This is a genomic window from Fibrobacter sp. UWR2 (assembly GCF_002210285.1).
Taxonomy (GTDB): Bacteria; Fibrobacterota; Fibrobacteria; order Fibrobacterales; family Fibrobacteraceae; genus Fibrobacter.
The window spans coordinates 146,187-172,508 of record NZ_MWQE01000007.1 but is presented as its reverse complement, the minus strand read 5'-3'; the positions used below and the strand labels follow the sequence as shown (position 1 = coordinate 172,508).

General features: G+C 52.7%; 25 protein-coding genes. 23 read left to right on the top strand and 2 right to left on the bottom strand.

Annotated features, from left to right (window positions below):
* The 3 genes from B7994_RS10615 to B7994_RS14270 form a co-directional block, all read left to right on the top strand.
* Nucleotides 1-985, top strand: a 985-nt coding sequence (locus B7994_RS10615) for a fibrobacter succinogenes major paralogous domain-containing protein (protein WP_198957847.1), incomplete at its 5' end; no start/stop codon positions are given.
* A 279-nt stretch (nucleotides 986-1,264) separates the two neighbouring features.
* Complete coding sequence (locus tag B7994_RS10610; protein ID WP_088638430.1) at nucleotides 1,265-2,149, top strand: fibrobacter succinogenes major paralogous domain-containing protein; 885 nt, start codon at nucleotides 1,265-1,267, stop codon at nucleotides 2,147-2,149.
* Between the two features lie 358 nt (nucleotides 2,150-2,507).
* A complete protein-coding gene (locus B7994_RS14270; RefSeq protein WP_233143171.1) occupies nucleotides 2,508-2,954 on the top strand; it encodes a DUF2442 domain-containing protein in 447 nt (148 codons plus the stop codon).
* Here the strand turns inward: B7994_RS14270 and B7994_RS10600 are convergent.
* Nucleotides 2,937-3,650, bottom strand: a complete 714-nt coding sequence (locus tag B7994_RS10600) for a PDZ domain-containing protein (protein WP_088638429.1) — start codon at nucleotides 3,648-3,650, stop codon at nucleotides 2,937-2,939. The genes B7994_RS14270 and B7994_RS10600 overlap by 18 nt on opposite strands.
* 415 nt (nucleotides 3,651-4,065) lie before the next feature.
* Here B7994_RS10600 and ilvC point away from each other — a divergent pair, with 415 nt between their 5' ends.
* The 7 genes from ilvC (at nucleotide 4,066) to B7994_RS10560 (ending at nucleotide 13,101) form a co-directional block, all read left to right on the top strand.
* Nucleotides 4,066-5,544, top strand: a complete 1,479-nt coding sequence (ilvC, locus tag B7994_RS10595) for a ketol-acid reductoisomerase (RefSeq protein ID WP_088638428.1) — start codon at nucleotides 4,066-4,068, stop codon at nucleotides 5,542-5,544.
* A gap of 334 nt (nucleotides 5,545-5,878) precedes the next feature.
* Nucleotides 5,879-7,639, top strand: a complete 1,761-nt coding sequence (locus B7994_RS10590) for an adenylyl-sulfate reductase subunit alpha (RefSeq protein WP_088638442.1) — start codon at nucleotides 5,879-5,881, stop codon at nucleotides 7,637-7,639.
* Nucleotides 7,623-7,949, top strand: coding sequence for a ferredoxin family protein (locus tag B7994_RS10585; protein WP_088638427.1), 327 nt, complete (start codon nucleotides 7,623-7,625; stop codon nucleotides 7,947-7,949). The genes B7994_RS10590 and B7994_RS10585 overlap by 17 nt, the downstream gene beginning before the upstream one ends.
* A 58-nt stretch (nucleotides 7,950-8,007) precedes the next feature.
* On the top strand, nucleotides 8,008-8,907 hold the full coding sequence (gene cysD, locus B7994_RS10580; protein ID WP_088638426.1) for a sulfate adenylyltransferase subunit CysD: 900 nt from the start codon (nucleotides 8,008-8,010) through the stop codon (nucleotides 8,905-8,907).
* Nucleotides 8,907-10,592 (top strand): sulfate adenylyltransferase subunit 1, encoded by a 1,686-nt coding sequence (locus B7994_RS10575; protein ID WP_088638425.1) that lies wholly within the window; start codon nucleotides 8,907-8,909, stop codon nucleotides 10,590-10,592. Before cysD ends, B7994_RS10575 begins: the two co-directional genes overlap by 1 nt.
* A 148-nt stretch (nucleotides 10,593-10,740) precedes the next feature.
* Complete coding sequence (locus B7994_RS10565) at nucleotides 10,741-12,000, top strand: hypothetical protein (RefSeq protein WP_233143170.1); 1,260 nt, start codon at nucleotides 10,741-10,743, stop codon at nucleotides 11,998-12,000.
* Between the two features lie 51 nt (nucleotides 12,001-12,051).
* Nucleotides 12,052-13,101 carry a sulfate ABC transporter substrate-binding protein gene (locus B7994_RS10560; protein WP_088638424.1) on the top strand — a complete coding sequence of 350 codons (1,050 nt, stop codon included), beginning with the start codon at nucleotides 12,052-12,054 and terminating at the stop codon, nucleotides 13,099-13,101.
* Nucleotides 13,102-13,216: 115 nt separating this feature from the next.
* On the opposite strand, the gene B7994_RS10555 is transcribed toward B7994_RS10560, so the two are convergent.
* Entirely contained in the window at nucleotides 13,217-13,792 is a 576-nt protein-coding gene (locus tag B7994_RS10555) for an HD domain-containing protein (protein WP_088638423.1), read from the bottom strand.
* Nucleotides 13,793-13,935: 143 nt separating this feature from the next.
* Between B7994_RS10555 and cysT the strand changes: the two genes are divergently transcribed.
* The 13 genes from cysT to B7994_RS10490 all read left to right on the top strand — a co-directional run bounded on the left by cysT (nucleotide 13,936) and on the right by B7994_RS10490 (nucleotide 26,253).
* The gene (gene cysT / locus B7994_RS10550) at nucleotides 13,936-14,766 is read left to right on the top strand and encodes a sulfate ABC transporter permease subunit CysT (RefSeq protein ID WP_088638422.1); all 831 of its coding nucleotides are present in this window, start codon (nucleotides 13,936-13,938) and stop codon (nucleotides 14,764-14,766) included.
* The gene (gene cysW / locus B7994_RS10545) at nucleotides 14,766-15,608 is read left to right on the top strand and encodes a sulfate ABC transporter permease subunit CysW (protein WP_088638421.1); all 843 of its coding nucleotides are present in this window, start codon (nucleotides 14,766-14,768) and stop codon (nucleotides 15,606-15,608) included. Before cysT ends, cysW begins: the two co-directional genes overlap by 1 nt.
* A 17-nt stretch (nucleotides 15,609-15,625) precedes the next feature.
* Nucleotides 15,626-16,684, top strand: coding sequence for an ABC transporter ATP-binding protein (locus B7994_RS10540; RefSeq protein WP_088638441.1), 1,059 nt, complete (start codon nucleotides 15,626-15,628; stop codon nucleotides 16,682-16,684).
* A 122-nt stretch (nucleotides 16,685-16,806) separates the two neighbouring features.
* Nucleotides 16,807-18,033, top strand: a complete 1,227-nt coding sequence (locus tag B7994_RS10535) for an O-acetylhomoserine aminocarboxypropyltransferase/cysteine synthase family protein (RefSeq protein WP_088638420.1) — start codon at nucleotides 16,807-16,809, stop codon at nucleotides 18,031-18,033.
* 49 nt (nucleotides 18,034-18,082) lie between these two features.
* Nucleotides 18,083-18,940 carry a 4Fe-4S binding protein gene (locus tag B7994_RS10530; protein ID WP_088638419.1) on the top strand — a complete coding sequence of 286 codons (858 nt, stop codon included), beginning with the start codon at nucleotides 18,083-18,085 and terminating at the stop codon, nucleotides 18,938-18,940.
* Between the two features lie 9 nt (nucleotides 18,941-18,949).
* Nucleotides 18,950-19,327, top strand: a complete 378-nt coding sequence (locus B7994_RS10525) for a Mov34/MPN/PAD-1 family protein (RefSeq protein WP_088638418.1) — start codon at nucleotides 18,950-18,952, stop codon at nucleotides 19,325-19,327.
* Between the two features lie 263 nt (nucleotides 19,328-19,590).
* Nucleotides 19,591-20,964, top strand: a complete 1,374-nt coding sequence (gene moeB, locus B7994_RS10520) for a molybdopterin-synthase adenylyltransferase MoeB (protein WP_369832769.1) — start codon at nucleotides 19,591-19,593, stop codon at nucleotides 20,962-20,964.
* Nucleotides 20,965-21,090: 126 nt separating this feature from the next.
* Nucleotides 21,091-22,056, top strand: a complete 966-nt coding sequence (locus tag B7994_RS10515; RefSeq protein WP_073115771.1) for a family 2A encapsulin nanocompartment shell protein — start codon at nucleotides 21,091-21,093, stop codon at nucleotides 22,054-22,056.
* Nucleotides 22,043-23,788: a cysteine desulfurase gene (locus tag B7994_RS10510; RefSeq protein ID WP_088638416.1), complete on the top strand. Its 1,746-nt coding sequence runs from the start codon at nucleotides 22,043-22,045 to the stop codon at nucleotides 23,786-23,788. The genes B7994_RS10515 and B7994_RS10510 overlap by 14 nt, the downstream gene beginning before the upstream one ends.
* Before the next feature lie 104 nt (nucleotides 23,789-23,892).
* Entirely contained in the window at nucleotides 23,893-24,852 is a 960-nt protein-coding gene (locus tag B7994_RS10505) for a serine O-acetyltransferase (protein WP_088638415.1), read from the top strand.
* 125 nt (nucleotides 24,853-24,977) lie between these two features.
* The gene (locus B7994_RS10500) at nucleotides 24,978-25,223 is read left to right on the top strand and encodes a sulfurtransferase TusA family protein (protein WP_072810168.1); all 246 of its coding nucleotides are present in this window, start codon (nucleotides 24,978-24,980) and stop codon (nucleotides 25,221-25,223) included.
* A 14-nt stretch (nucleotides 25,224-25,237) separates the two neighbouring features.
* A complete protein-coding gene (thiS, locus tag B7994_RS10495; protein WP_072810170.1) occupies nucleotides 25,238-25,444 on the top strand; it encodes a sulfur carrier protein ThiS in 207 nt (68 codons plus the stop codon).
* Nucleotides 25,444-26,253, top strand: coding sequence for a molybdopterin-synthase adenylyltransferase MoeB (locus B7994_RS10490; protein ID WP_088638414.1), 810 nt, complete (start codon nucleotides 25,444-25,446; stop codon nucleotides 26,251-26,253). Before thiS ends, B7994_RS10490 begins: the two co-directional genes overlap by 1 nt.
* Nucleotides 26,254-26,322: the final 69 nt, after the last annotated feature.

The window sequence follows — 26,322 nt, the reverse complement described above, 5'->3', positions numbered from 1 at the left end:
GCTGTCATCCTGGCGGACAGCACTTGGCAACTTGTTGCCTAGTGCGCATGGCCACCAAGGTGGGAGCCGCATTGCGGCGATAGGATCCATTTTCGTGTTTTTAACGGCGTGCGGCGACGATTCGTCTTCCGTCATTCCGGGCCCCGACACGGAATCTAGCGGTGCCGAAGAACAAAAGAGTTCGTCTTCGGCAAAAGAACCAAACAAGTCCAGTGCATCGCGAAGTTCTTCATCATCCAAATTGATTTCAAGTTCTTCTGAAAAGAAAACGGAATCTAGCAGCAGCGTAAAGTCATCCAGTTCCTTTGTGATGCCGGTTGCGTGCAAAGCGGAAGCGGAGGATAATTGCGAATACGGCGAGTTGAAAGATGAACGGGACGGTAAAACCTACAAGACCGTGAAGTTTGGAAACCAGTGGTGGATGGCCGAGAACCTGAATTACGCAGATAGCGCGAAGACTCCGAGTCTCAAGGGCAAAAGCTGGTGCTATGGCGATGAGCCCGATAACTGCGCCAAGTATGGACGCCTTTATACCTGGGCCGCGGCAATCGATTCTGTAGCGCTCGCGACGGATAGCGAGAATCCGCAGGATTGCGGCTATATGAGGAGTAGCAAGAATATCTTGCCCGATGTGGTGCATGGTATTTGCCCTGACGGGTGGCATTTGCCGGACTATCGCGATTTCTCGAACATGCTCGTCCACGTTGGCGGGTATTCTATCGCGGGCACGGTTCTTAAGTCGCAGAGCGGCTGGAATGAAGGCGGAAACGGAACAGATACTTTCGGCTTTAATGTCCTGCCAGCCGGCATTAGGATCGAAGATGGCTCTTTTGATGGCCTTGGTGATGGCACCGATTTCTGGAGCGCCACCGAGTCCGATCTGGAGCAGGCGTTCTCTCTGTACGCCAGTTATGAAAACGAGTATTCGGGCGTTATGGATTACGCTAAGAATTATGCATTCTCTGTCCGCTGCGTAAAGGACTAGCTACGAAGCGCCAAACATCGGCGATAAGAACTTATATATGGCGCCGCCTATAATGATAAGGCCCAATATAATTAGAATATGCCGCCAATTGAGCAGTGACGCCAAAAAATCGGTTAGCAAATCAAATAGAAAACCCATGTTTGTCCTTCCTTAAAAAATGCCCCAATAATAATTGGAGAGGGTTTCTTGAATATAATTTAATTGGTGTGAGTTTGCAAATGGGTTTGGAAAGATTATATTTCCATAGGATAAATTAAGCTGTTGGGCAAAGGTGCTTTTATGAAGAAGTTTTTTGAGCTGTCATCCTGGCGGACAGCACTTGGCAACTTGTTGCCTAGTGCGCATGGCCACCAAGGTGGGAGCCGCAAGGCGGCGATAGGATCCATGCTTATTGTGGCGTTTGCTGTTGTCGGGTGCGATGATGACGATTCGTGGTCGCCTTCTGCTAGGCCGAATGATGAACCGGGGGTAGAATCGTCTTCGTCTGGCGTCACACCGCAGTCGAGCGATAGCGAGACAAGTGTGTCTACCGGAACTATGACCGATTCCCGCGACGGTAAGACCTACAGGACCGTTAAAATCGGTGACCAGGTGTGGATGGCCGAAAACCTGAACTACGCCTACACCGGTGTTCCCTATAAATATGATGGATACACCTCCGATTCCACCAGTTGGTGCTACGGCAACGATCCTGCCAACTGCACCAAGTACGGCCGCCTTTACACATGGGCTGCGGCCATGGACAGTGTGGGCGAGTGGAGTACAAACGGCAAGGGTTGTGGTTATGATCAGACTTGTTCTCCGACTTATCCCGTTCGTGGAGTCTGCCCCGAGGGCTGGCACCTGCCTGATACAACGGAATGGAATGCCCTGTTCACGGCAGTCGGCGGTCGATCAACCGCAGGCATGGTGCTCAAGTCCACATCCGGATGGTATAATAGTGGCAATGGCTCGGATGCCTTCGGGTTTTCGGCGCTTCCAGCCGGCGACAGGGACGGCAATGGGGGTTACCACTACGATGGTAACTACGCGCTCTTCTGGAGTTCTACTGAGAGCTACAGCAACCTCGCGTACGGCATGCTTTTGAGCTACCTCAGCGACTCTGCGAGCCTGTATAGCGACTACAAGAAATTCGGGTTTTCTGTTCGTTGCCTTAAGGACTAGCAAGTCGAGGGTCGCGGAAATGAGCGTGCTCATTTCCATGATTGAGACGCAGCAGCCTGCGCTACGCAGTAGCGCCAGGACTAGCAGTGAGGCGAGCGCAGCGCAGAAATGCTGGCTTTTCTGCGTTGCCGAGCCGAACGGCGAGGGACTACATAGTAGTCCCCCTAAAAGGCGAATACGGATTGTAAAATTTTCTTCCGCCCCTTGCCATTTTTCTAAAACTTAGGTACATTAATGCCCGAACGCATCTCGTCTAAGGAAAGGCGAGATGCGTTCTTTTTTTATCCTGAAATTTGGATTGAAGGGAACGCCTCTAACAATAAACCGGCCGCAAATGCGACCACAAAACGGAGGCTGTATGAATAACAACATCGAAAAATGCAAAGAGGATTTCCCGTTTAGGGTTATATCCGAAACACCGACTGGTGACGGTTTTGTGGATTGTGTTTGGGAAATGCCTGTGTGGGTTGTCGAAAAACTTGAGGCTGAAGCGAAAAAACGGAAAATTACGGTTTCAGACCTTGTGCCGCTTATCATGAAAGCGGCTTTGAAGGAGAAAAAGAATGAGATAACGGAAAAAGATGTAAAAAGACTTTGGGTCGAGAATGACGCGATTTGTGTTGAACTCAAAGACGGTCGGATTGGGCGGGAACTCATCCGCGATTATGAACCGCTGAGAAAAGCTACACGAAAACAGCTGGAAAACTGCCGAGTTGACTGCAACGGTGTATGGTTTGATGATCTTGATGAAGGTTTGGAACTCTCGGGTTTCTTTTCTCCGAAAAAATTAGAGGCCATATTTTAATGTGACTTCTTGTGGTTTGCCATTCCTGACGATAACCATGTTCCAGACGTCGCCTATTCTTGAATTAGCTCTGACGGCACGTATGTCGTCTATGGAATAAATTCTTCTGTTGTTAATTTGGGTTATGATATCCCCATGAAGAATGTTGGCGTAATATGCGACAGTGTTTTTATATACGATTTCAACAAGACAACCAGTATTTTGCTGATACCGTTCTCGGTCTTGTTGTGTTAGGTTTGAAATGGAAAAACCTGGTGCATATTGGTTCCGATACTTATTTGGAATGGGGATGAACAAGTAAGCAGAAAAATCATATCTTTGAACAGAGTAGGAATATACGGAATTGGATATCGAATACACGCCACTTCGTGTGTCTGTATAATTTTTTTTCCAAATTGCAACTTTTGCCCTAGTTCTTTTGCAGAGTTTTTTTATGCCCTCATATATTTCATATGAATCCAAATCTGGCCCGTTAAATCCGGAGTATCCGATGCACCAATACCAATTTGATGCGATTTCTCTGTACTTAGTGTCTAAATCAGATGTGCTTATTATTGCCGGCTCTTCGTTTTCTTTTAAATAAGCTTCTGAAGGGAAAAAATTGTCGTCATACCAAGGGCGATAAAAATCAACAAAACCAGATGTTGCGCATCCTGCAAAGAAAATGGCGAAAAGGTAAACAATGATTTTATTCATTTTGTTTTGCTCTAGCAAGAAATGATAATCTCTTTTATGAATATACCTTATTTGAATGAATATGGAAAAGAGTTTCTTTGTGGGAATACATTTTTGTCTAATGGATGGAGCCGGGTGTTGCGGGCGGCGACTGAGCGCCACAGTGGGGGTGGTGTAGGACTCGGCGAAAGCCTGGCCGCTAAGCGAACAATTCGCAGCCGAAGGCGAGGACCTGTTCGCGTGCGGAGCAGGCTGAGACGAGGCCGAAAACAGGGGGAGGCTTCCCCCTTTTGTAGTGGATTCTATCGCCTTCGGCTCCAGAATGACGTTTTTGGGGCGTTTTTGCTTACATTTTCTGTTAAATCGGGGCTCTTTGCGGCCGCGTTTTTAACTACATTTTCCGCCGGAACAATTTTATTTAACAGAGGTTCAAAAAATGAATTATTTCAATTCTATCCCTATGCGTCGCCAACTCGAAGAAATTGGCCACTGCCGTTTCATGGAACATTCTGAATTCAGCCGTGGTGTTGAAGCCCTCAAGGGCAAGAAGATCGTGTTCGTCGGTTGCGGTGCCCAGGGTCTCCATCAGGGTCTTGACCTGCGCGATAGCGGCCTCGACGTCTCTTACACGCTCCGCAAGGAAGCCATCGAACAGAAGCGCCAGTCCTGGAAGAACGCTACTGAAAACGGCTTCAAGGTCGGTACCTACGAAGAAATGATTCCGGATGCAGACCTCGTTTGCAACCTCACACCGGACAAGCAGCACCACAACGTGATCCCGGCCATCATGAAGCTCATGAAGAAGGGCGCCGCCCTCTCTTACAGCCACGGCTTCAACATCGTCGAAGAAGGCCAGGAAATCCGCAAGGACATCACGGTGATCATGGTCGCTCCGAAGGGCCCGGGTTCCGAAGTCCGTAGCGAATACGTTCGCGGTTTCGGTATGCCCTGCCTTATCGCTGTGCACCCGGAAAACGACCCCGAAGGTAAGGGTTGGGACTACGCCAAGGCTTACGCCGCTGGCCTCCATGCCGACCGTCCGGGCGTTCTCGAAAGCTCTTTCGTTGCCGAAGTGAAGTCCGACCTCATGGGCGAACAGACCATCCTTTGCGGTATGCTCCAGACCGGCACCATCCTCTGCTACGACAAGATGGTGAAGGATTTCGGCGTTGAACCGGCTTATGCGGTCAAGCTGCTCCAGTACGGCTGGGAAACGATTTCCGAAGCCCTGAAGCACGGTGGCATCACCAACATGATGGACCGTCTCTCCAACCCGGCCAAGATCCGCGCAACGGAACTCGCCGAAAAGATGAAGAAGATCATGAAGCCGCTCTACCAGGAACACCAGGACAACATCATCTCTGGCAAGTTCTCCAGCACCATGATGGTCGACTGGGAAGCCGGCGACAAGGATTTGCTCAAGTGGCGTGGCGAAACGGGCGAGCTCGAATTCGAAAAGGTCGAAGCTACCGACAAGGTCATCACCGAACAGGAATACTTCGACCGCGGCGTTCTCATGACCGCCATGATCAAGGCCGGTGTGGAACTCGCATTCGAAACCATGTGCTCCGTGGGCATCAAGCCGATGAGCGCCTACTACGAATCCCTCCACGAGACTCCGCTTATCGCGAACCTCATCGCTCGTAAGAAGTTGTACGAAATGAACCGCGTGATCAGCGACACCGCCGAATACGGTTGCTACCTGTTCGCCAACAAGTGCGTGCCTCTGCTCGCCGACTTCATGAAGAACGAAGTGAAGAAGGACGACATCGGCGCTATCTACGGCGAAGGCAAGACCACCGCAGTTGATAACGAAGAACTCATCAAGGTGAACAAGAACATCCGTCAGCATCCGGTTGAAGAAGTCGGAGCGTGGCTGCGTGAACGCATGTCCGGCATGACGAAAGTTGTCTAATCGGCGCAATACGGCGTTGCTCGCCCCCTCACGTACGCTCTAGTACGCTACGGGGGCTCGCGCCTTGTCTTGCTTGATTATCCAACTTTCGCGGATTGTCTCGCTCGCTTATACTTAGCGGGAGACTGCGGCCTCGCTATACTCGCTTATCCAAGCTTTCGGAAAAAGAGTATATGTGATTGTCGCGGATGAACATTTTCAAGAGCCTGTCAAGTTAACGCTTGGCGGGCTTTTCTTATAGAAAAATTCGATAACTCCGCATAAAAACATTGTATTGGACGGGGTGAAAATCGCGTTCTATATTTGGCAGCACAAAAAGTTGTACGGAGATGCTGTGAAGATAGAACGGCTTAAAACGGATTTGTTGATTATAGGCGGCGGGACGGCCGGCTGTTATGCGGCTATTACTGCCGCGTCAAATGCCGCGGAAAATAAAGGCGCTGGGGTACAGGATGCCGCCGGCCTCAAAATTCTTGTCGTCGAAAAAGCGAATATCAAGCGGAGCGGTTGTCTTGCCGCTGGCGTGAACGCGCTGAACGCCTACATTACCGAGGGTCGCACGCCTAGGGATTACGTGGAGTATGCGAAGAAGGACGCCGACGGAATCGTGCGCGAGGACCTGCTCTATTCCATCTCCGAGAAGTTCAACGAGGTCACCGCGCACTTGGAAAAGCTCGGGCTTGTCATCTTGAAGGACAAGGACGGCAAGTATGTGACCCGCGGAAACCGCAACATCAAAATCAACGGCGAGAACATCAAGCCGATTCTGGCTGCGGCTGTTGCAAAGACGCCGAACGTTCAGGTGCTGAACCACGTGAACATTTTCGATTTTTCCGTTCACGACAACAGGATTGACGGTGCGTTCGGTTTCGGGATAGAGAACGATACTTTTTACGCCATCGAAGCGGGTGCCGTGATTGTCGCGACGGGCGGTGCTGCCGGGCTTTACCGCCCGAACAATCCGGGATTTTCTAGACATAAGATGTGGTACCCGCCGTTCAATACGGGTGCGGGCTATGCGATGGGCATCCGTCATGGTGCCGAGATGACCACGTTCGAAATGCGGTTCATAGCGCTCCGTTGCAAGGACACGATTGCCCCGACGGGAACGCTCGCGCAGGGCGTGGGTGCGAAGCAGGTGAATGCGCTCGGAGAAGTTTACGAGACGAAGTACGGGATTTCGACATCGGAACGCGTGTACGGCACGGTGGCGGAAAATCTAGAAGGCCGCGGGCCGTGCTACCTGCGCACCGTCGGGATTACGCCCGAGCAGGAGGAATCGCTTTTGAAGGCTTACCTGAACATGGCTCCGTCGCAGACGATTCGCTGGATTGAAAACGACACGCCGTCGAAGGCGAATGTGGAAATCGAAGGTACGGAGCCCTACATTGTGGGCGGCCACACCGCAAGCGGTTACTGGGTGGATACCAAGCGCGCGACGACTATTGAAGGTCTCTATGCCGCGGGCGATGTTGCCGGTGGTGCCCCGCAAAAGTATGTGACGGGAGCACTTGCCGAAGGCGAGATTGCAGCGAAAAGCGCGGTGGAATATATAGAGAGTTTGTTGGCCCTTCGGCAAGCTCAGGGAACTGACGCGCCGGGCGTGAACCCGCTGGGGAAAATTTTGGAAGAGGAGGTTGCAGAACATGTCGCAGAAATCGAGAAATTCCTCAATAACAAGAACGGCACGGACACCGCTGAAAGTCTTGAAGAAGCAATGCAAACGGCTATGGACACTTATGCAGGCGGCATCAAGACAGGCTATCGTTATAGCGAAAATCAGCTAGCGATTGCCCTCAGGGAAATAGAAAATATCGAGTCTCGTGTGAGTGGCCTGCATGCAGACGACTTGCAAGAAGTCATGTACATCTACGAGCTCAAGGAACGCCTCACAGTTTGCAAGAGCGTGATTGCGCACCTGGCCGCACGTCACGAAACCCGTTGGCACAGTTTTGCCGAAAACACCGACTATCCCGAAAAGGACAACGAACGTTTCCGCAAGTACGTGAATTCCCGTCTTGAAAATGGACAAATTAAAATCATCTTGCGCGAACTTACTGCAGAAGGGCAAAGGAACTATGAGCATCATCATTGATCAAGGCAAGTGCATCGGATGCAGGCGCTGCCACGACGTTTGCCCCGGCACGTTAATCAAGATAAACGAGAACAAGAAAGCGTATATCAAGTACCCCAAGGACTGCTGGGGTTGCACCTCGTGCATCAAGGAATGCCCGGTTCATGCCATCAGTTTCTTTCTCGGCGAAGACATCGGTGGCAAGGGCTGCAAGGTGCACACCGAAAAAGTCAAGGGCGAAAAGAACGATATCGTGCGCTGGATTTTTGAACTGAACGACGGAAGTGTCAAGACTATTGATATCGACCCCAAGGAATCAAATAAGTATTAAAAGAATTCACAACAATCGTCATTCCGGGCTTGGCCCGGAATCTTAATGGAGATTTAATTTGAGCGAATTTTCACACCTCGACGAGCTGGAAGCCGAAGCCATCTACATCATCCGCGAAGTCGCTGCAGAATGCGAGAAGCCGGTGATGCTCTACTCTATTGGCAAGGATAGTTCCGTCATGCTGCATTTGGCCATGAAGGCCTTCTATCCCGAAAAGCCGCCTTTCCCGTTCTTGCACGTGAACACCACGTGGAAGTTCCGCGAGATGATTGAGTTTCGCGACCGCACGGCGCAAAAACTCGGCATTGAGATGCTGGAATACATCAACCAGGATGGCGTCAAGCAAGGCATCAACCCGTTCGATCACGGTTCGGCCTACACCGACATCATGAAGACGCAGGCCTTGAAGCAGGCTTTGAACAAGTACGGCTTCACCGCGGCATTTGGCGGTGGTCGTCGCGACGAAGAAAAGTCCCGCGCGAAGGAACGCATCTTTTCGTTCCGCAATTCCGCGCACGCCTGGGACCCGAAAAACCAGCGCCCCGAAATGTGGAAACTTTACAACACCAAGATAAACAAGGGTGAAAGTATCCGCGTTTTCCCGATTTCGAACTGGACCGAAAAGGACATTTGGCAGTACATCAAACGCGAAAAGATTGACATTGTCCCGCTGTACTTTGCTGCCCCGCGCCCGGTCGTGGTGCGCGACGGCAACATCATCATGGTGGATGATGACCGTTTTCCGCTGCGAGAAGGCGAAACGCCCGAGATTAAGTCGGTGCGTTTCCGCACGCTGGGCTGCTACCCGCTTACGGGCGGCATTGAATCGACTGCCACGACACTTGACGAAATCATTGACGAAACCTTGAGCGCGGTATCTTCGGAACGCACTTCCCGCGTGATTGATAACGAAGCCGCGGGCAGCATGGAACGCCGCAAGAGGGAGGGATATTTCTAATGAAAGGCTTGTTGAAGTTTATTACATGCGGCAGTGTGGACGACGGAAAGTCGACGCTCATCGGGCACATCCTTTACGATTCCAAGTTGCTTTACGCTGACCAGGAAAAGGCTCTGGAACTCGATAGCAAGGTGGGTAGCCGCAGCGGAAAAATTGACTATTCCCTTTTGCTCGACGGCTTGATGGCCGAACGCGAACAGGGCATTACCATCGATGTGGCGTATCGCTATTTCACGACGGATCACCGCAGCTTTATCGTTGCTGACACTCCGGGGCATGAAGAATACACGCGCAACATGGCCGTGGGCGCATCTTTTGCCGACCTCGCAGTGATTCTCGTAGATGCATCGCAAGGCGTTCTCGTACAGACGCGTAGACACGCCCGCATTTGCAGGCTGATGGGTATTCGCCACTTTGTCTTTGCCGTGAACAAGATGGATCTTGTGGGCTACAGCCAGGAACGTTTCGAAGAAATTCTCACGCAAATCAACGAACTTGCGGCTGAACTTTCGCTCCACAGCGTCTACGTGATTCCTCTTTCGGCTACCGAAGGCGACAACGTGACTGTGAAATCCAAGAATATCGCCTGGTACTCGGGCAAGGCCCTCCTGGATTATCTCGAAACCATTGATATCGACGACACACAAACCGAAGCGGGATTTTACCTGCCCGTGCAGCGCGTATGCCGCCCGGATCGCACTTTCCGCGGGTTCCAGGGGCAAATCGAATCGGGCGCAATCCGCGTGGGCGATACGGTTACGAGTCTCCCGAGCAACGAGAAGGCGACCGTCAAGGGAATCCTGCGCGGCGACAGGAAAGTGGAAGAGGCTCACGCCGGTGAACCCGTCACCATCTCGCTTGACCGCGAGGTGGACGTGTCCAGAGGCTGCGTGCTTGCAAAAGACGTGGACATCGGCAGCTACAAAAAAATCAGGGCGTCGCTCCTGTGGATGGACGATGAACCGCTTTCGCTCGGCAAGGACTACCTTGTAAAACTCGGGACGAAGACGATTCCCGGAATACTCACTAAAATCGAGTATGCGATTGACGTGAACACGGGCGCGCACCAGACGACCGAAACGCTCAACAAGAACGGCATTGCCGTAGTCGAGATTGTGTTTGCTGAAGCCATTGTCGTTGACCTCTTTGAAAAGCACAAGACCTTGGGCGAGCTCATTCTGATTGACCGCGTGACCCTTGCGACATCGGCTTGTGGCGTTGTGGAAGGCCTTTACGAAAGGCAGATTGCCGCAGGCGAAAAGGCTGAATTCGTGCAGGGTGAACGCCACGGCCGTGGTGAAATCTTCGAAGAGTTTTTCTACGATACGGCGACACTCTCCGTGGTGAAGCAACAGCCTGTAAAGCAGCACTACACCGTAGGTGACGAAATTCCTACCATAGGCGAAAGCTACCACTATCCCGATGATTTCGACATCATCATCCTGCGCGACAGCACCGCCGTGAAGGTGCGCGGCAAGCGCATCGCCAAAATCACAGATGTAGGCGAGTATCTCTACGACGGTTTTCCAGTCATCAACGGACGAGGCTTTGAAATCAAGGTCCACTCCGACGAGGATGTGTCTCGCTTGCTTCGCGAATACGCCGAAGCGGGCGAAACTGGCCGCGAGGAATTCTTCAAGAAGTGGACAGTTTTTGACACGTACAGGAAGGTCGTGATAAAGTAAAATATAAGGTCCCCTAGCGGGGACCTTTTTTTATAACAAAAATCGATAACTCCGCATAAAATTAAAGTATTGGACAATGCGAAAAACCCCTTCTATATTTGTGCGCACAAAAAAAACAAAACAATAACCATAACCAAGGAGTTTAAGAATGAACCAGAATTTTGCAAAGCTTGCCGCCGCTGCGGTCATTACGACTTCCCTTTTCGCCTCCAACGTTTTCGCTCAGGATGCTGCCCCTGCAGCAGAAGCACCTGTGGCCGCAGCCCCCGCGGCTGAAGCCCCGGCAGCAGAAACTTCGGCTGCCGCACCTGCCGTTGAAACTCCCGTGGCCGAAGCTCCCGTTGCGGAGGCTCCGGCAGCAGAAACGTCTGCAGAAGCCGCCCCTGCAGTTGAAGCCCCTGTGGCTGAAGCCCCGAAGGCAGAAGCTGCCGCTCCCGAAAAAGCGAAAGAAGAACCCGCTTTCAAACTCACCGGTAACGTGCAGGCGCAGGCCATCAAGGCCGTTTACGATAACGATGCTGACAATACGCTCGACAATTCCTTCTTGCGTGCAAACATCGGCGGAAAGTTCACTTCCGGCGATTTCGAGGCGGTAATCAATATTCGTATCTTCTCTCCGGCTTTTGGCAACAAGGTCAAGGACGGTGACGGCAAGAACTTCAGCTTCGACAAGATCAGCGCCGATACCTACTACGCCAAGTACAAGTGGAATACTGATTTCGGCGATTTTAGTGCGCAATTCGGTCGCTTCCGTACAGACTGGACTGTTGCCGGTAATTTCGGTACCTACGTGGACGTGCACCTGAATAAGCGCGGCTTCCTTGCCCGCGATTACCAGCACGACGCTCTCGGCTTCGGCTTCGACAAGGGAATTTCTAGCTTCAGCCTGTTGCTCGGTACTTACGATAACAAGTTCGATACCGGTTACCTCCGCGCCGAAGAAACCGTGAAACTCGGCGATGCGAAAATCAGCGCCGCCTACCGCGGAAACCTTCTCGACCCGATCCAGCACACGGCAGAAGTCTCGCACCGCATTGCAGGCCGCGCAAGCTACTATTTCGCGAAGAACCTCGGCCTCTACGGCGAAGTCGCCTACATCACCACGGGTGACGGCGAAAACCTCTCGGCTCCGAACGGCATCAAGTCTGAATACGCCCAGGGTACCGACTACGTTCCGTTCTTCGTGGGTGTGGAAATCCCGACTGCGGGCATCTTGAATAGCCTCTATGCAGAACTTGAATACGTCGGCGATCGCGATGAAATTCAGGCCGGTGCCGATGAACTCGCCTGGACGGTGAGCCTCATCAAGAAATTCGGCAAGCATAGCAAGATTCAGTTGAGCGCCTACAGCGAAAAGGAACTCTCTGATGTTGCCATTGCTGCCCGCTTTACCGCAAGCATCCAGTAATTAAACAAAAAAAACAACAAACAAAAAACAATAAACAAGCGAGGTATAAGAATGAATCAGAATTTTGTCAAGTCCGCCATTGCGGCAAGTCTCCTGATTGCGGGAACTATCGGTTTTAGCGCATGCTCTTCTTCTGACGAGCAGAAGAGCGAAACTTCTGCCAAGAAGGTCGAAAAGCAGACGCTCACCAACGTGTCTTATGACCCGACCCGCGAACTCTACGCCAACTACAACGAAGTCTTCAAGAAGCACTGGAAAGAAAAGACCGGTGGCGAAGTGGAAATCACGCAGTCTCACGGCGGTTCCGGCAAGCAGGCCCTGGAAGTGGCCAACGGTCTCGAAGCCGACGTGGTGACGCTCGCCCTCGAATTCGACGTGAACGCCGTGCGCGACGCGGGCCTCATCGAAAACGGCTGGGTCAAGGAATTCCCGCTGAACAGCTCCCCGTACACATCCACCATCGTGTTCCTGGTTCGCAAGGGCAACCCGAAGAACCTGAAGGACTGGGGTGACCTCGTGAAGCCGGGCATTGGCATCATCACGCCGAACCCGAAAACCTCCGGTGGCGCACGCTGGAACTACCTCGCCGCCTGGGCATGGGCCGAAAAGCAGTATAATAACGACGAAGCCAAGGTCAAGGACTTCATCAAGAAACTGTTCCAGAACGTGCTCGTGCTCGCTTCCGGTGCACGCGGCTCTACCACCACCTTTATCGAAAATGGCCAGGGCGACGTGCTTCTCGCATGGGAAAACGAAGCCTTCCTCGCGCTCAAGGACTACCCGAACGACTACGAAATCGTAATCCCGAGCATCAGCATTCTGGCTGAACCTTCCGTTGCCATCGTGGACAAAGTGGTCGACAAGCGCGGCACCCGCGAACTTGCCACCGAGTACCTGAACTACCTCTACAGCGACGAGGGCCAGCACATTGCAGCGAAGAACCATTACCGCCCCTCCAACAAGGCCATTCTCGACCAGTACAAGGAATTCGACCAGAACGTGAACTTGATTTCTATCGAGCACTTCGGCGGTTGGGACAAGGCGCAGGGAACGCACTTCTCCAACGGCGGCGTCTTCGACCAGATTTACGAAAAGAAGTAAGCCAGGTTGTCATTCTGGAGCCTCGAAGAGGCGATAGAATCTAGAACCAAATTGTCATAGCGAAAATCCCTGCTCTTCGGAGCGGGGATTTTTTGATATTTTAAGTTTTATTCCTTTATTGAGCCCCGGCGTTCCCCGCCAGGCCGATTTCGGCGGCGTGTTCACGCATGCCCTCGATGCAGATGGCGGCGACGTCTTTCACGTCCATGCCGAGCAGGGCGCAGCCTTTCAGGATGTAGTCGCGGTTGCACTTGGCGGCGAATTTCTTGTCCTTGAACTTCTTCACGAAACTTTTCACTTCGAGGTCCAAAATGCCGTTGGGGCGCATTCTCGCGCAGGCCTGGATGATTCCGGTGAGTTCGTCGACGGTGAACAGGCTCTTTTCCATGTTGGTCTTGGGTTCCACCTGGTTCACGATTTCAAAACCGTGCGCCAAAATGGCACGCACGTCTTCTTCGGAGACGCCTTGTGCGAGCAGTTCCTTTTCGGTGTGCTGCAGGTGTTCTTCGGGGAATTCCTGGTAGTCGTAATCGTGCAGGTAGCCCACGGCTTGCCAGTGCTCAACGTCCTCGCCGAAGTGCTTGGCCATCGCGCCCATGGCATAGCATACGTTGAGGGAATGGATGACCAGCGATTCTTCGGTTACGTGGCCCTTGTTGATTTCTTTTGCGCGTTCAAGTGTCAAGTTCATCTAATGCCTCCAAATTTTTAGTGGTAATATAAATATTTCAAATTTCAATTGCATCCCTGTTTGTTATAGAAAAAATTGATAATTCAGCATAATTATTAAGTATTGGACACGCGTGAAATCCCGTTCTATATTTGGCGACGCTTATGAAAAGAAAGAGTGTTGTCATACCGGGCTTCGGCCTTACAACAGGGGTGACCCTGGCGATTTTGAGCGTGGTGGTGTTGATTCCGCTTGCCTCGCTGGTCGTGTTTTCGGCCCAGATGAGCGCGAGTGAGATTATCGATGTCATTACGCGGCCGCGCGTACTGTCTAGTTTTAAAGTGAGTTTCTTGACGGCTTTTATCGCATCGCTCATCAATGCTGTGATGGGTGTGGTTCTCGCCTGGGTGCTGGTGCGTTACACGTTCCCGCTCAAGCGCATCGTAGATGGAACGATTGAACTCCCGTTTGCATTGCCTACGGCGGTGGCGGGCATCGCGCTTACGGCGCTCACTGCGGATACGGGCCTTGTAGGCGGCTTTTTTGCGAATTTCGGAATCAAGATTGCGTTTACGCGCATCGGCATCACGGTGGCGCTCGTGTTTATCGGCATTCCGTTCGTGGTGCGCGCGGTGCAACCGGTGCTTGAAAAACTGGACCCCGCCTACGAAGAGGCTGCTGGGGTGCTGGGCGCAAGTCGTACAAGGATTTTCTGGAAGGTCATCTTGCCGGAACTGATTCCCGCCATCTTCACGGGTTTCGGACTCGCTTTCGGGCGCTGCCTCGGCGAATACGGTAGTGTCGTGTTTATCGCGGGCAACATGCCCTTCGAAACCGAAATCGCGCCGCTCATCATCATGTCGGAACTTCAGGAATACGACTATTCCAGCGCGACGACAATCGCCCTCGTGATGCTGGTGGCGTCGTTCATCACGCTGTTCCTGGTGAACGTGGTGCAGAACAGGAACGCCAAGATTCTCAAGGGAGGTAGCTAATGAGTGCAGTGACGCAGAACGGTCTCCATCGCGATACGAAGGGTTCTAAGCTGGTCAGGTATTCGCTGATTGGCATAAGCCTTCTTTTCGTATTCCTGATGCTTATTCTCCCGCTGATTACGGTGATTACCGAAGCGTTCAAGCAGGGCTTTGCGGTGTACAGCAAGGCGGTTGCCGACGATTACACCATCAAGGCGATACTCTTTACGCTAGAGGCTTCGTTCTTTGCGGTCGCCATCAATACGGTATTTGGGCTGTGTGCCGCCTGGAGCCTCACGAAGTTCAAGTTTAAGGGGAAAAAGATTCTCGCGACGCTCATTGACTTGCCGGTGACGGTTTCGCCGATTATTGCGGGTCTCATTTTCTTGCTCACGTTTGGCCGCCAAAGCCCGATTTTCCCGCTGTTGCAGGATGCCGATATCAAGATTGTCTTTGCTGTGCCGGGAATTGTGCTTGCGACGATATTTGTCACATTCCCGTTCATTTCGCGCGAGCTGATTCCGGTGCTGGAATCGCAGGGAACCGACGAGGAAGAGGCGGCGGCGCTCATGGGCGCAAAGGGCTTCACGATTTTTAGGCGCATTACCTTCCCGCATATCAAGTGGGCGTTCCTTTACGGCGTAGTGCTCTGCGCTGCGCGCGCCATGGGCGAATTCGGTGCGGTGTCGGTGATTTCGGGCCACCTGCGCGGAAAGACGAACACGCTCCCGCTCCATGTGGAAATCCTTTTTAACGAGTTCCAGTACGTGCCCGCGTTTGCGGTGGCGTCGATACTGGTGATGCTTGCCATTCTCATTCTGGTTGCAAGAAGCGTCATTGAACATAAGGGAAGAAAGAAATAGCCTTGAAGGGAGATTTTATGTACGTCGAACTCAAACATATCAACAAGCATTTCGGAAATTTCAAGGCCTCGGACGATGTGACTGTCGGCATCGAGAAAGGCAAGCTGATTGGCCTTCTGGGCCCGAGCGGTAGCGGCAAGACGACGATTCTCCGCATGATTGCGGGGCTCGAGAACCCAGACAGTGGCGAAATCATCATCGACGGGAAGGTCATCAACGATGTGCCCGCGAGCAAGCGCGGTATCGGTTTCGTGTTCCAGAGCTACGCCCTGTTCCGCTACATGACCGTCTTTGACAATGTGGCCTTCGGTTTGAAGATTGCGAAGAAGCCCGCAAATGAAATCAAGGAACGTGTCCACGAACTCTTGGAACTGGTGGGACTTTCTGGCCTTGAAAAACGCTACCCGAGCGAACTTTCGGGCGGGCAGCGCCAGCGCGTGGCCTTTGCCCGTGCGCTCGCTCCCAATCCACAGCTTCTTCTGCTCGATGAACCCTTTGCGGCAATCGATGCGAAGGTGCGCCAGGAATTGCGCAGTTGGCTCAAGGGTATGATCCAGAAACTCGGCGTCACGAGCATCTTTGTGACCCACGACCAGGACGAAGCCATTGAGGTGGCCGACGAAATCATCATCACTAACCGGGGCCGCATCGAGCAGGTGGGCACGCCGTACGAGGTTTACAGCAACCCGACAACCGCCTTTACGGCATCGTTCTTCGGCCAACCCAGCATTTTCAAGGACTATAGTAATTTTCGTCGCTTTGACATCCTCGAAAATGCGGAAAACGCGATTGTGCGCCCGGAATTTGTGAAGGTCACCAAGAAAACCGAAGTGCAGAAGTACAAGAATTCTGCAGAAGAAGGCGTCGTGGAAGAAGTGGATTTCCGCGGTTACGGTATCGAACTGCGCGTCCGCGTGAACGGGGTCTTGCTTACGGCGCGGCGCTCCTTCGACCAGCCGAGAATCGAGGTGGGCGAGATCGTGGATGTGTTCATCTACCGCATGTTCGTGACGCAGGGCGATACGGCGACCTTGCTCGAAAACAAGTCGCTGCGTGAGCCGGTTGTGGTGATTTAACGAATGAACATGGCTTTGTTATAGAAAAAACTGATAATTCCGCATAAAAATTAAGTATTGGACGGGGCTGAAATCCCGTTCTATATTTGGCTGCGGATAAAAAATGTACGGAGACATGCTGAATGGAATTCAATACTGCTTTACTGCACCAGAATTTTGGTAGCGACCGATGTAGCGGTTCTACGCTTGCGCCGATTTACCAGGTGAGCGCTTTTTCCCAGGATTCTGCCGAAAAACTCGAAGCCGTGTTCAACAACAAGGCTCCGGGTTTTGCGTATACGCGCATCGCGAACCCCACGAACGATTCTTTTGAACGCCGCATTGCATCGCTCGAGAAGGGAATCGGCGCGGTGGCGTGCTCTTCGGGCATGGCGGCGGTGACTATCTCGCTTTTGAATATTTTGCACGCGGGCGACGAGGTAATTGCGAGCGCCGGGCTCTTTGGCGGCACTATCGACCTGTTTCATGACCTGGAGGCGTTCGGCATCACGACTCGCTTTGTTACCGAAGTGACCGCCGAAAGTGTCCGCGAACAGCTGAACGAAAAGACAAAGGCGGTATTTACCGAACTTATCGGAAACCCGAAACTGAATGTCGTTGACCTGAAGGCCGTCGCGGATGCCGCGCACGAGGGTGGCGTCCCGTTTATCGTCGATAGCACGACGGCTACGCCGTACCTTGTGCATCCCTTCGATTTCGGCGCGGATATCGTGGTGCATTCGTCTTCGAAGTACATTAACGGCAGCGGTTCTGCGATTAGCGGCCTCATTGTCGATAGCGGAAAGTTTCCATGGGATTACGCACGCTACAAGGGCCTCGAGGAATACAGGCGTTTTGGCAAGTTCGCCTACATCGCGAAATTGCGCAACGGAATCTGGCGTAATGTGGGTTGCTGCGTTGCTCCCCAGACATCTTTCCTGAATTCGCTCGGGCTCGAGACTCTCGGGCTGCGCATGGATCGCCTTTGCAGCAACGCGCTGCAACTCTCGGAATTTTTGCAGGGTTTTGATGACATTTCTGTCAACTATCCGGCCCTGAAAAGCAGTCCCTATTACGACCTGGTGCAGAAGCAACTTGGTGGCAGGGGAGGCGCAATCCTCACGATTGATGCAGGCACGAAGGAACGGGCGTTCAAGCTGATTAATGGGCTCAAGTACGCCACCATCGCCACCAACATCGGGGATATCCGCACGCTGGTGATTCACCCGGAAAGCACCATCTTTACGCACAGTTCCAAGGAACAGAAGGAACATGCGGGAATTTTCGAAGGGACGATTCGCGTGAGCATCGGTATCGAGAATATCGAGGATCTGAAGGAAGATTTTGAACAAGCGATTAAGAATATTTAAACGGAGATGCCCGCCTTCGCGGGAATGACAATAACGGAGACACAAAAATATGGCAACGGATTATGCAACTCTTAAAAAGGGCGGTTGGATGCGCCAGAAGCAGAAGAACAACTTCTCGCTTCGCGTGCGCGTCGTGGGCGGAAACCTGACCGCCACCCAACTCGCTAAAATCGCGGAAGTCGCCGACAAGTACGGTGAAGGCTACGCTCATTTGACCTCCAGGCAGAGCGTCGAAATCCCGTTCATCAAGCTGGAAAACGTGGAGGACGTGAAGGCGGCCTTGGCCGAAGGCGGCGTGGAACCGGGCGTTTGCGGACCGCGCGTGCGTACCATTACGGCGTGCCAGGGTGAAGCCGTTTGCCCGAGCGGATGTATCGATACCTACGCGCTTGCCAAGGAACTCGATGACCGCTATTTTGCCCGTGAACTCCCGCACAAGTTCAAGTTCGGCGTGACCGGTTGCCAGAACAACTGCCTCAAGGCCGAAGAAAACGACGTGGGCATCAAGGGTGCCATCAAGGTCAAGTGGCTCGAGGACAAGTGCATCGGCTGCGGGCTCTGCGCAAAGACTTGCCGCAAGGGAGCCATCAAGGTCGAAAACAAGAAGGTCATCTTCGACGAATCGCAGTGCAATTTCTGCGGTCGCTGCTACAAGTCTTGCCCGACGGACGCTTGGGAAGATACCCACGGCTACATCGTGTCCTTCGGCGGTCTTTTCGGCAACAGCATCAACAAGGGCGAAACAATTATCCCCTTCATCGAAGACAAGCAAAAGTTGCTCGATATCTGCGATGCGGCCATTACGTTCTTCGCCGAGAACGCGAAGCCCGGTGAACGCTTCAAGTACACTATCGACCGCATCGGTCGTGACGTATTTGCGAAGAAAATCCTGGATGCGAGCGTGTAGCGTTTAGAAATGAGCTGGCGGCAACGTATTGCAGAAGAAGCCCGGCAAAGTTATCCGCACGAATGTTGCGGAATTTTGCTCGGGAAAAACGCCCCGGATGGCAAGTTCGAGGTGACGGAAATACGTGCTTTGCCTAACCGGATTCAGGGGGAGGGGAGAGGGACGCATTTCGAGGCGGACTCTCTCTTTCTTTACCAGGTGGAGCGGGAAATCGAGGGAAGCGGGCTTGAAATAGTCGGTTTCTACCATTCGCACCCCGATTATGAGGCAATCCCGTCTAGGGAAGATGCCGAAAACATGGTCCCAGGGCTTGTTTATGTGATAATTTCGGTGACAGGAGAGGGAGTTGTCGATATCAGAAGTTATAAAAATGATATCAAATGCTGACAGGCCCTTGCCGTTATAGGCGTTATAAAAAAAAGTGATAGGACTGCATAAAAATTATGTATTGGACGTAGGCAAAATCCGGTTCTATATTTCGCATTGAAAATAATACTGTTGGTTATTTTGTTCAAAATACCACTTTTCTTTGTACGGAGGAAAAAGTGAAAATATACATCTCGGCTACCCTTAGAAATTTTTTTGGTAGAAATGCACGGATAGAAATTCCCGCGAGTACGGTACGGAAAGCTCTTGCAATCCTTCTGGACATGTATCCGGATGCCAAGAACGTCCTTTACGATGAAGGCGGGAAATTGCGGAACTTTATCCAGATTTACATCAACGGCAAGAACCTGACGGTGGATACCCTCTGGGAAACGCCGCTTCCCGAAGAAACGGAAGTCTTGCTGTTGCCGGCAATCGCCGGCGGAGCGCCTGTTGAAGAAACGCAGAGCGCTGCGGTCGAAAGTCTCATTTCGGACGAGAGGCGCAAGGAAGTCGCCTTCGATGACAGCGAAGTGGAGCGCTTCGGCAAGCACCTAATGCTTAAGGAAATCGGCGTGAAGGGCCAGAAGCGCATCAAGGCCGCAAAGGTCGTTGTCGCGGGTGCAGGTGCGCTCGGGTCGCCTGTAATCCAGTACCTAGCCGCGGCGGGTGTCGGGACCATCAAGGTCATTGATTTCAACGAGGTCTCGCTCGAAAACCTGCAGAGCCAGGTGCTTCACGGTTCCCGCGATATCAAGCGCCCGAAGGTCGCCTCTGCCAAGGACAAGGTAAAAAACATCAACAGGAATATCGAACTCATCGCCGAAAAGGTGCAGCTAGATTCTTCGAATATTCTGGAACAGATTGACGGTTACGATTTGGTGGTCGACTGCTCCGACAACTACAAGGCGCGCTACCTCATTAACGATGCGTGTGCGCTGCACGGCATTCCCGTCGTGTTCGGCGCGATTTACCAGTTCGAGGGCCAGGTGGGCATTTTCAATCTGGACGGCGGACCGTGCTACCGTTGCCAATTCCCGTCGCCTCCTCCGTCGGGGCTCATTCCTTCCTGTTCCGAAGGTGGTGCGATCAGTCCGCTTCCGGGCATTGTGGGGAGCATCCAGGCCAATGAGGCGCTCAAACTGATCTTGGGTATCGGCGAGCACTTGAACGGGAAACTCCTGCATGTCGATAGCCTGTACCTGACCTCGCGAATTTTGAAGGTAGAGCGCAACAGGAACTGCCCCATTTGCGGGAGCAACCCGACCATCACCGATGTCGAGGAAATTGATTACGATGAACTTTGCGGGCTCAAGACCGAAAACGAAATTCCGGTGGAGGGCTTTACGCCCGAAGAACTCGCGAAGAAGATTGACAATGGCGACCCGATGACTATCGTGGACGTGCGCGAACCCCATGAACGGGCGATTTTGCGCTTCCCGAACGCCATCGTGATTCCCATCGGGCAGTTGGCCCGCAGGCAAAAAGAACTGGACCCGAATAAGGATACGGTTTTCATCTGCAAGCAGGGCAAACGCAGTATTCTCGCCATCAACACCTTGCGCGAGGCGGGCTACACGGGGCCGCTCTACAACCTTAAAGGCGGCGTCGATGCTATGAAGGACATCATGTTCTCGCACGAAGGCGCATGGCTGTAAAATTTTTTTCTTGCAAAAGCCTATAGAACTAATAGGAATTCAAAAATCTGCACTGGATCCTATCGGCCTTTGGCCTCCAGGATGACAGGGTGCAACACTTAACACAAACCCAAGAGGTAAACCACTATGGCAAATGAAGCTACAGAAAAGAAAACCGGCATCAATGCGCTTGGCGCAAAGGCTGCCTACAACCTGGCGAACGTCACCAAGACCAAGCCGCAATTTGGTGCGCTGACTCCCAAGTGGCTCACCAAGTTCCTTGAATTCAAGGGTCTCGAAACGGGCCTGTTCCGCGTGAACAAGGTCGTGGAAGGCGAAACCCCGCTCGATGTTCTTTGCAGCCAGACCAAGAAGACCGACATTATTCCGGAAGGCTACGTCGAATACGAAACCGAACCGCGCGAATACAAACTGAATTCTATCTCTACGATTATCAACGTGAACACGGCCATCGAAGACGTTTACAGTTCTCCGTATGACCAGGTTCAGGAACAGCTCGGCCTCGCTATCGAATCGCTCCGCGAACGTCAGGAAAGCCTGCTCATCAACAACGACGATTACGGCCTGCTGAAGAACGTGGCTGATTCCCAGCGCATCCAGCCGCTCCGCGCCGACGGCCGCCCGACTCCGGACGATCTCGACGAACTCATTTCGAAGGTCTGGAAGGAACCGTCCTTCTTCCTCGCTCACCCGCGTGCCATTGCCGCTTTCGAACGCGAATGCACCCGCCGTGGCGTGCCGCCTGTTGTTGTCGATATCGCCGGTGGCAAGTTCCTTACCTGGCGCGGCATTCCTCTGGTCCCCACCGACAAGCTTCTCGTGGACGGCGTGAAGAATCCGAAGTCCCAGGGCGGCAAGACCAATATCTTGCTCGTGCGCACTGGCGAAGCCAAGCGCGGCGTGATTGGCCTGTTCCAGGCCGGTCTCAAGAACGAACACTCTCGTGGCCTTTCCGTGCGTTTCCGCGGTATCGACAACAAGGGCGTTGCTTCCTACCTGCTTTCCCTGTACTGCTCTGCGGCTATCCTTGCCGACGACGCCATTGCAGTTCTCGAAGACGTAGAGGTTGGCGAATACTATGATTACGAATAATCCAGATACCAGATCGCTGGAAGAGCTCGCCGGAGTTCCCAATGCGGCTGAACTGGAGCAGTTGGCAAATGAGTACTTTCCCGACCTGACGGACAGTGCTTATGCTGCAACTCCCGCGGCACCTGAAGTGCAGAACGCTTCGGCGGCTCAGGGAGTGAGCGCCGCCCAGGGGGCTGTTGCCATCAGCCAGACTCCCGCATTCGACTGGGAACATCCGTTTGCGACCTATGGCGACCAGCCGACTTCTTCGGCTCCGTTTGCCTACGGCGGCAATTCCACCGATACCTGGCTCAATTCCGTGGAAGCCCCTGCGGTTCCCGAAGCGGAATTTGTGTCGCAGTTCGGCGATGTCCCGGCAGCGCCTGCGCCTGCAACGGGGTATTCTCCGAAGGTCCTTTCCAAGACCCAGGCAGCAGAAAATGCTCGCCCGATCGACGCTCCGACATCTCTCGGTGGCGATTCCGTGAACAAGGCCGGCAACGCTAACAGCGGCTCCAATTCCCGCAACGAATCCATCCGCATCGGTTCCAAGAACCTTGCGCAAATCCGTAGCGACTTCCCGATTCTTTCGAAGCAGATTAACGGGCATCCTCTCGTTTGGCTCGATAACGGTGCAACGACGCAACGCCCGCAAGTAGTGATTGACCGCCTCAAGTACTACTACGAAAACGAGAACTCCAACGTGCACCGTGGCGCACACACGCTCGCGGCTGCATCGACGGATGCCTATGAAAACGCACGCAACATCGTGCGTGACTTTATTGGGGCCCCGTCTTCGCAGGAAATCGTGTTCGTGCGCGGTACGACTGAAGCAATCAATCTGGTGGCTAACGCTTACGTGAAGCCGACGCTCCAGCCGGGCGACGAAATCATCGTCTCCATCCTGGAACACCACGCGAACATCGTGCCGTGGCAGCTCATTGCCGAAGAAACAGGCGCGATTATCAAGGTGATTCCCTGCGATTCTACCGGCCAGCTCAAGCTCCACGATTACGAGGCATTGTTCACCAAGCGCACCAAGTTCGTTTCCGTGACGCATGTCTCAAACGTGCTCGGTACGGTCACCCCGATCGAGGAACTCATCGCCATCGCCCACAGGCACGGCGTGAGAATCCTCATTGATGGTGCTCAGTCCATCGCGCACATTCCGGTGAATGTTTCCGCCCTCGACGCAGACTTCTTCGTGTTCTCCGGGCACAAGGTGTTTGCTCCGACCGGTATCGGCGTCGTTTACGGCAAAAAAGAATTGCTCGAAGCCGCACGCCCGTACCACGGTGGTGGCAACATGATTGCCGATGTGACTTTCGAACGCACGATTTACAACGGAATTCCGAACAAGTTTGAAGCGGGAACCGGAAGCATCGCTGACGCTGTTGGCCTCGGTGCTGCCCTCCAGTACCTCTCCGAAATCGGGATGCCCTGCGTATTCCGCTGGGAACATGAACTGTTACAGTATGGCCTCAAGGAACTGAAGACTGTCAAGGGTCTCCACCTTGTGGGAACCGCACTCAACAAGGCTTCTGCTCTGGCCTTCAAGCTCGACGGTTATTCCGACGAAGAAGTGGGCAAGAGGCTCGACGCCTACGGTGTTGCCGTGCGTACAGGTCACCACTGCGCACAGCCGGTGCTCAGGCATTTCGGTTACGAAAGTACCGTTCGCCCGACGCTTGCGCTGTACAACTCGCCGGACGACATTGACGCTCTCGTGAGGGCGCTGAAGACGTTCGCATAAAATGTGATGTGTGGAATGTGTAGTGTGGAGTGAAGATAATTTCATTTCACATCTCACATTTCACATTCCTCACTATTCCTTAAATTTTTACCCTGAATTTTGTCATGCACGAACTTATCCAGGAATCAGAAGTCGAAAAAGCTGTCCAGACGATTTTTGCCGATTACAATCGCGGCAAGCATATCGACAACATTGACATCTATAATCGACCCGACCAGGCCGAGATTCAGACGATTTTGCAGAACCTGATCCGTGTGGTTTATCCCGGACATTTCAGGGACCGCTCGCACAAGATTTACAACCCGAAGAATAGCTTCGCGGTCATTATTGAAGATACTTTTTACCACCTCCACAAGCAGGTGGCCATCGCGCTTGATTATTGCAAGCTCCGTGGTACCATGACTTCGGACGAGCGCAAGATTGAAAGCTACCGCATCTGCAAGGAGTTTTTCGCGAAGATTCCTTGGATTCGTGAATGTCTTGAAACCGATTTGCATGCAGCTTTTGATGGCGATCCTGCCGCTGGGTGCCTCGACGAAATTATCCTTGCGTATCCGGGCCTTATGGCGACAACGTTTTTCCGCATTGCCCATGAACTTTACCTTTTGCACGTTCCGGTTCTTCCGCGGCTCATGACTGAGTATGCGCATTCCAAGACGGGAATTGACATCCATCCGGGTGCATCCATCGGCAAGTACTTCTTTATCGATCACGGTACGGGCATTGTGATTGGTGAAACTGCGGTTATTGGCAATAACGTGAAAATTTATCAGGGCGTGACTCTCGGTGCGCTCTCGACGCGCGGGGGCCAGCGCCTCTCTGGCAAAAAGCGTCACCCGACAATTCAGGACAACGTAACCATCTATGCGAACGCATCCATTCTCGGCGGTGACACTGTTGTTGGCGAAAATGCCATTATCGGTGGCAGTGCCTTCATCACGAGTTCTGTCGCGCCCAATACCCGCGTGAGCATGAAGAGCCTCGAAATGGACTACGTTTCTACCGATAAGCAACACAAGACGGAAGAAATTACCCAGAGCGAGGAGTGGTACTACATTATATAATCATAAGATGGCAACTTGCTATAGAAAAAACTGATAATTCAGCATAAAAACAATGTATTGGACGCACGCAAAAACGCGTTCTATATTTGGGCCAGATTAAAACAACAATGTACGGAGAAACAACAATGGCAGAAATAAAAATCGACGATACCATCGACATTACTGATGTCGTGTGCCCGACTACTTTCGTGAAGGCGAAGGTCGCCCTCGAAGAACTGGAAGAAGGTCAAATCCTTTCTATCCGCCTGAACGACGGCGAACCGGTGCAGAATGTGCCGCGTAGCATCAAGGAAGAGGGTCACGAAATCTTGAAACTTGACGACAACCAGGACGGAACCTACACGCTCATCGTGAAGAAGGTCGGAGACTAACCAAGGAGTATAAAATGATTATTACTGTTGCAGGAAACAAGAAAGAATACAAGGATGGCCTCACCGTCGCTGAACTGATTGAAGCCGAGAAGATTGACAACCCGCTTTACGTGACCGTTTCGGTAAACGAAGAATTTGTCGAAGGCGGAACGTTTGACAAAGCCGTTCTCAAGGATGGTGACAGCGTCGAGTTCCTCTATTTCATGGGAGGCGGCTGCTAATGGCTTTTACTAACGAACAGCTGGAGCGCTACTCCCGCCACATCATCTTGAAAGAGGTGGGCGCGAAGGGCCAGAAGAAGCTCCTGAACGCAAAAGTTCTCGTGATTGGTGCTGGTGGCCTCGGTGCCCCCGTAGCCATGTACCTTGCCGCAGCCGGCGTGGGCACCATCGGCATTGCCGATGCCGACGTGGTCGACCTTTCCAATCTGCAGCGCCAGATTATCCATGCAACGCAGGATGTGGGCAAGCCCAAGGTGCAATCTGCGAAAGAGACAATGGAAGCGATGAATCCCGACGTGAAGGTGATTACGTACCACACCTTCGTGACGAGCGAAAACATCCTCGACCTCATCAAGGATTACGATTTCATCATCGACGGTACCGACAATTTCCCGGCGAAGTTCCTCATCAATGACGCCTGCGTGATGGCGAAGAAGCCCTTCTCCCATGCGGGAATCATCCGCTTCCAGGGCCAGCTCATGACGTATATTCCGGGTCAGGGCCCCTGCTACCGCTGCGTGTTCAAGGAGCCGCCTCCGAAAGATGCTGTGCCTACCTGCAAGCAGGCAGGCGTGATTGGCGCTATGGGCGGCGTTATCGGTAGCCTGCAGGCGATGGAAGCCGTCAAGTACATTCTCGGTGTGGGCAATTTGCTCACCGGTTACCTGCTTACCTACAATGCGCTTACGATGGAATTCCGCAAGGTGAAACTCCCGACGCATACCGAAGACTGCGCTGTTTGCGGCACGCACCCGACCATCACGCAGCTTATCGATTACGAACAGGCGGTTTGCGACTTGAAACATTAAACCTTTGTTGTCATGCCCGCGTAGGCGGGCATCTCCCCTAAAAAAGATCCCCTGTCAAGCCGGGGATGA

What these genes read in the sequence shown, in the direction of transcription:
- B7994_RS10555 (WP_088638423.1), bottom strand. Translation starts at nt 13,792, where the DNA reads ATGAACTTGACACTTGAACGCGCAAAAGAAATCAACAAGGGCCACGTA.
- B7994_RS10505 (WP_088638415.1), top strand. Translation starts at nt 23,893, where the DNA reads ATGCACGAACTTATCCAGGAATCAGAAGTCGAAAAAGCTGTCCAGACG.
- B7994_RS10530 (WP_088638419.1), top strand. Translation starts at nt 18,083, where the DNA reads ATGGCAACGGATTATGCAACTCTTAAAAAGGGCGGTTGGATGCGCCAG.
- B7994_RS10500 (WP_072810168.1), top strand. Translation starts at nt 24,978, where the DNA reads ATGGCAGAAATAAAAATCGACGATACCATCGACATTACTGATGTCGTG.
- B7994_RS10600 (WP_088638429.1), bottom strand. Translation starts at nt 3,650, where the DNA reads ATGAATAAAATCATTGTTTACCTTTTCGCCATTTTCTTTGCAGGATGC.
- B7994_RS10510 (WP_088638416.1), top strand. Translation starts at nt 22,043, where the DNA reads ATGATTACGAATAATCCAGATACCAGATCGCTGGAAGAGCTCGCCGGA.
- cysT (WP_088638422.1), top strand. Translation starts at nt 13,936, where the DNA reads ATGAAAAGAAAGAGTGTTGTCATACCGGGCTTCGGCCTTACAACAGGG.
- B7994_RS10560 (WP_088638424.1), top strand. Translation starts at nt 12,052, where the DNA reads ATGAATCAGAATTTTGTCAAGTCCGCCATTGCGGCAAGTCTCCTGATT.
- moeB (WP_369832769.1), top strand. Translation starts at nt 19,591, where the DNA reads ATGTATCCGGATGCCAAGAACGTCCTTTACGATGAAGGCGGGAAATTG.
- B7994_RS10525 (WP_088638418.1), top strand. Translation starts at nt 18,950, where the DNA reads ATGAGCTGGCGGCAACGTATTGCAGAAGAAGCCCGGCAAAGTTATCCG.
- B7994_RS10575 (WP_088638425.1), top strand. Translation starts at nt 8,907, where the DNA reads ATGAAAGGCTTGTTGAAGTTTATTACATGCGGCAGTGTGGACGACGGA.
- B7994_RS10610 (WP_088638430.1), top strand. Translation starts at nt 1,265, where the DNA reads ATGAAGAAGTTTTTTGAGCTGTCATCCTGGCGGACAGCACTTGGCAAC.
- B7994_RS10490 (WP_088638414.1), top strand. Translation starts at nt 25,444, where the DNA reads ATGGCTTTTACTAACGAACAGCTGGAGCGCTACTCCCGCCACATCATC.
- ilvC (WP_088638428.1), top strand. Translation starts at nt 4,066, where the DNA reads ATGAATTATTTCAATTCTATCCCTATGCGTCGCCAACTCGAAGAAATT.
- B7994_RS14270 (WP_233143171.1), top strand. Translation starts at nt 2,508, where the DNA reads ATGAATAACAACATCGAAAAATGCAAAGAGGATTTCCCGTTTAGGGTT.
- thiS (WP_072810170.1), top strand. Translation starts at nt 25,238, where the DNA reads ATGATTATTACTGTTGCAGGAAACAAGAAAGAATACAAGGATGGCCTC.
- B7994_RS10585 (WP_088638427.1), top strand. Translation starts at nt 7,623, where the DNA reads ATGAGCATCATCATTGATCAAGGCAAGTGCATCGGATGCAGGCGCTGC.
- B7994_RS10515 (WP_073115771.1), top strand. Translation starts at nt 21,091, where the DNA reads ATGGCAAATGAAGCTACAGAAAAGAAAACCGGCATCAATGCGCTTGGC.
- cysW (WP_088638421.1), top strand. Translation starts at nt 14,766, where the DNA reads ATGAGTGCAGTGACGCAGAACGGTCTCCATCGCGATACGAAGGGTTCT.
- B7994_RS10540 (WP_088638441.1), top strand. Translation starts at nt 15,626, where the DNA reads ATGTACGTCGAACTCAAACATATCAACAAGCATTTCGGAAATTTCAAG.
- B7994_RS10565 (WP_233143170.1), top strand. Translation starts at nt 10,741, where the DNA reads ATGAACCAGAATTTTGCAAAGCTTGCCGCCGCTGCGGTCATTACGACT.
- B7994_RS10535 (WP_088638420.1), top strand. Translation starts at nt 16,807, where the DNA reads ATGGAATTCAATACTGCTTTACTGCACCAGAATTTTGGTAGCGACCGA.